Origin of the sequence: Okeania sp. SIO2F4 (genome assembly GCF_010672385.1) — a bacterium.
In the GTDB taxonomy this organism is placed as follows: domain Bacteria; phylum Cyanobacteriota; class Cyanobacteriia; order Cyanobacteriales; family Microcoleaceae; genus Trichodesmium.
The window spans coordinates 1-4,753 of record NZ_JAAHGT010000771.1 but is presented as its reverse complement, the minus strand read 5'-3'; the positions used below and the strand labels follow the sequence as shown (position 1 = coordinate 4,753).

The 4,753-nt window shown below is 35.0% G+C and carries 4 protein-coding genes; all 4 read left to right on the top strand.

Annotated features, from left to right (window positions below; genetic code table 11):
- On the top strand, window positions 1-545 hold a 545-nt coding region (locus tag F6K22_RS32355; RefSeq protein ID WP_483244182.1), incomplete at its 5' end, for an HAD family hydrolase.
- Window positions 546-1,128: 583 nt separating this feature from the next.
- Complete coding sequence (gene pstC / locus F6K22_RS32350; RefSeq protein WP_293107761.1) at window positions 1,129-2,103, top strand: phosphate ABC transporter permease subunit PstC; 975 nt, start codon at window positions 1,129-1,131, stop codon at window positions 2,101-2,103.
- A 343-nt stretch (window positions 2,104-2,446) separates the two neighbouring features.
- The gene (gene pstA / locus F6K22_RS32345; RefSeq protein ID WP_293107758.1) at window positions 2,447-3,340 is read left to right on the top strand and encodes a phosphate ABC transporter permease PstA; all 894 of its coding nucleotides are present in this window, start codon (window positions 2,447-2,449) and stop codon (window positions 3,338-3,340) included.
- Between the two features lie 210 nt (window positions 3,341-3,550).
- Entirely contained in the window at window positions 3,551-4,372 is an 822-nt protein-coding gene (gene pstB / locus F6K22_RS32340; protein ID WP_293107755.1) for a phosphate ABC transporter ATP-binding protein PstB, read from the top strand.
- The last annotated feature ends 381 nt before the right edge of the window (window positions 4,373-4,753 follow it).

The following is a 4,753-nucleotide window of genomic DNA, read 5'->3' as shown; positions in this document are numbered from 1 at the left end:
GTCTACTGAAAACAGCATTTGGAAGATATTCTGATGATAAACTACTTTCAAATTATTGGTTCGCTAAACTATTACATACATCAACAATAGTCGGAATAATGGATGAGTATAGAAATTTTGGTGAGTTGGCAAAAGTAGTATTGGAAAATGTTTTTCATGAACAAGGGATTTCATTAACAGATGATGACAAAAGTTTTATCCTAGTCCTGGAAAATAGTTCTGGTAATTATGTAGAACCTACTGCTGAATCAGCCACTGCAACTTTAGAAGCAGTAGTATTACCAGAAAATCTACGAGCTTTTATTACTGACCCAGAAGGGGATAATTCTTATCCAATTGTAACTTATACTTGGATGCTTGCTTATGGCAAATATGATGATGCCGGCAAAGCTCAAGGTGTGGAAAAAATGATTGAATATGGTTTAAATGAAGGTCAACAAGTTAGTTCTGAATTAGGTTATATTCCTCTACCTGATAATGTACGTCAAAAGGTTCTAGAAACTGCCGATCAAATCAGCCCAGATTACAACATGACTCTCAAATAGTATCAAAAAAAAATTTAATTCAGAATTCTGAATTCTGAATTAAATTTATTGTGATTTTTTTCAATTTCATATAACCTAAATATTAGTATTAGACAATCCCTCAAATTAACTTAATTACGACTTAAAAAGGTATATATAGCAATTCCCAAAAAGCGTGAGGTACAAAATTTTAGGTTTGAGGGAACACTTAACTGGGAACACTTAACTGGGAACAGGGAATAAAAAGACAATAAAACAATAAAGATAACTGTACCTCACGAGCTTGGGAAACGCTATATACCAATCCTATTTTATTCCTGTCAAAAATCTTACTGGTTTTTAGGGAACACTTAAGTGGGAACACTTAACTGGTAAGAGTTTCAGTTTTTTTATTTACTTTTTGATTACCCGCAACCTATGCGCGGATTGCTATACCTATTTGCGCTAGATAGATTTCATTAATGGATAATGGATAATGGATAATGGATAATGGATAATTACCTCTGGTTAAAACAAATGCGGGAATTGAATATAAGGAAATATCCTAGCACTTTTTTTCTCCTTAAAAGGAGAGGCTTTATACCTTTATTTTTCGGTAAAAAATATGGTTGCACAATCTCAAGTTCAACAAGATACTCGGTCTCGGAGTGATGCAGAAAAAAAGTTTGATAATGGTTTTATTACCCTAACTAAAGTTTTTGCTTGGGGTATAGCAGCTATTCTCATATTAATGGCTCTAACAGTAGCTTCCCAAGCAGTACCATCTCTCAATGAATTTGGTTTGAGCTTTCTATTTAAAAGTGTTTGGAACCCTGTTGCTAATGATGGGAAAGGGGATTATGGCGCATGGCCAATGATTATTGGAACTTTAGTTAGTTCAGTATTAGCTCTGTTTATTGCAGTTCCCCTCGGTCTGGGTACAGCAATATTTTTAAGTGAAAATTTTATCCCCCAAAAAATTATTACTCCATTAACTTTTATGGTGGAATTACTAGCAGCTATTCCTAGTGTAGTTTATGGTTTATGGGGTATTTATGTTTTGCTTCCTTTTCTGGAACCAATAGAAGCTTTTATGGGTAAATATTTGGGGTGGATTCCACTTTTTTCTATTCCTGATGGTGTTCGTGCTGGAGGTCCGGGAATGTTTCCTGCCGTTATTATTTTATCAGTAATGATTTTACCAATTATTACTGCAATTTCTCGTGATTCTCTTGCTAGTCTACCAACTGAATTGCGACAAGCTTCTTTAGGTTTAGGAGCTACCCGTTGGGGTACTATTATTAGGGTGTTAATTCCGGCAGCTTTTTCAGGAATTGTTGGTGGTGTAATGTTAGGTTTGGGTAGAGCAATGGGAGAAACTATGGCTGTAACAATGTTAATTGGTAATGCTAACTCGATTAAACCTACTCTTTTTGCTCCGGCTAATACTATTGCTTCTTTAATGGCAAACCAATTTGCTGAAGCTTCTGGTTTACAACTTTCTGCTCTGATGTATACAGGGGTAGTTTTGTTTGCTTTAACCCTAATTGTAAATATATTAGCTAATTGGATTGTGAATCAAATTAAGGCTAAGTATTAATTATCCATTATTAATAATTAATAATGGATAATTAGAGATAGTTTTCATTCACTATTCATTATTTTTCCTCTAGCCTAGTTCTAACAATAATTTTTAATGCCAGCCTACTTATTTCATTAAAACTACTAATTTTGTAAGCATTCAGCAGTCATATTTCAGCTATCAGCTATAATTAGGTTTAAAAAAGAAAAAAGGAATTGATAAATTTCCAAGAATTAGTTGAAAATGTAGTAAAAGTAAAAATTAAATGAATAAAGCGAGCATTCATTGAAAAAAGCTGAGAGTTGACCCCTAAGAGCTGAATGCTTACCTAATTTTTATGCTCATATTATCTTAATTCATTATGGCAGATATTACCTACAACCCAAAATCTTCTGAATCTATCATTAACTTAAAAAGAAACCCCCAAAGACCAAGGGAAATCTTTAATAAAGTGATGACTGGATTATCAGGTGCTTGCATAGTTATCACTCTTATCCCTCTATTTGCTGTATTAATTTATGTTTTTATCAAAGGAGTAGCTCGTCTCAACTTAGATTTATTTACCAAGTTACCACCAGCAGCAGGTCAAACTACAGGGGGTATTGCTAATGCTATTTTAGGCACAATTATGGTAGTAGCAATTGCTAGTTTAATTGCTGTACCTTTTGGCATTTTAGCAGCAGTTTATTTATCAGAATTTAGTAACGAAGAAACTGCCCGCCCAATTCGATTTGCTACTAATGTTTTGAGTGGTGTACCATCAATTATTGCCGGGGTATTTGCCTATAGTTTACTGGTTTTAAGTATGGGGAAATTTTCAGCATTTGCTGGAGGAGTTGCTTTATCAATTTTGATGTTACCTACTATTATTAGGACTACTGATGAAGCTTTACAAATAGTTCCTAGAGATATTAGATGGGCATCCGTAGGAGTTGGTGCTTCTAATTATCAAACTGTTTTACAGATAGTTTTACCTGCTGCTTTACCAGGTATTATTACAGGGATTACTCTTTCTATTGCTCGTGCTGCTGGAGAGACAGCTCCACTACTTTTTACTGTAGTTTATTCTAATAATTGGCCTCGTGGTCCCTTTGCTCCGACAGTACCATCTTTAGCATATCTAGTATATGAGTTTGCTCGTAGCTTTGATTTGGTTTTACAAGAGTTTGCTTGGGCAGGATCTTTGGTGCTGGTTTTATTAGTTTTAATTACCAGTATTCTTTCTCGTTGGGCAACCAGTCAGAAGCAATTTTGATGATTAACTAATCTAAGCATTCAGCTATTAGCATTCAGCATTCAGCTTTTCCTATTTATAAGGAAATAAAAAAAATTAACTTAAGTATTTCAAGCTTCTGACTTCAGCGGTCGGTACTGATAACTTAAATAACTTGAGCTGATAGCTGAATAGCTGAATGCTTAAAGCTATAAAAAATAATTTTTAGACTAAATTAGGAGGTTATATTTTATGCCGGAGTCTCAAGTAAATCTTTCTAAACAAAATTCTGCTCCTGCTCTTTCAGCAGAAAATGTTGACATTTACTACGGAGATTTTAAAGCGGTAAAAAGTGTTTCATTAGAAATTCCTAAGAATCAGGTAACTGCTTTTATCGGACCTTCAGGTTGTGGTAAAAGTACATTATTACGATGCTTTAATCGTCTTAACGATCTGATTAGTATTTTCCGTTTAGAAGGTCGCATTCTTTATCATAATCAGAATATTTATGACCCAGATATAGACCCTGTAGAAATTCGCCGCCGTATCGGAATGGTATTTCAAAAACCTAATCCTTTTCCTAAGTCAATTTACGATAATATTGCTTATGGAGTAAGAATTAATGGTTTGGCTAAATCTAAAGAGGAAATGGATGAGATAGTCGAGCGATCGCTACGACAAGCTGTTCTATGGGATGAGGTTAAGGATAAATTGGGGCAAAGTGGTTTTGCTCTGTCTGGAGGTCAGCAACAACGTTTGTGTATTGCTCGTGCAGTTGCTATTAGTCCAGATGTAGTTTTAATGGATGAACCTTGTGCTTCTCTTGACCCTATTTCTACTATTAAAGTAGAAGAGTTAATTAATGAACTCAAGGAAAATTACACCATTATTATTGTGACTCATAATATGCAGCAGGCGACTAGGGTTGCTGATGTAACTGCCTTTTTTAATGCGAAAGCTGAAGAAGGTGGTAAACGGTTTGGTTATTTGGTGGAATTTGATGAAACTCACAATATTTTCCAAAACCCAAAGGAAGAAGCAACTCAACAGTATGTAAGTGGTCGTTTTGGCTAAAATTAATAATGAGAGAGTAGGGAGTAGGGAATAGGGAGTAGATTTTTTAGGAATTTATCTTCTGCTGAAGTTTCCGGAGCTAGAGGATAAAATTTTTCTCTTCTATTGCGTATCAAGCAAGAGTCATTTCATTCGCTGAAGTTTCCGGAGCTAGAGGATAAAATTTTTCTCTTCTATTGCGTATCAAGCAAGAGTCATTTCATTCGCTGAAGCTCCCGGAGGTGGAGGATAAAATTTTCCTCTTTAATATTGCGTATAGAGCAAGAGTCATTTCATTTGCTGAAGCTCCCGGAGTCGGAGGGTGAAAATTTTCCTCTTTAATATTGCGTATAGAGCAATAGTCATTTCATTTGCTGAAGCTCCCGGAGTCGGAGGATGAAA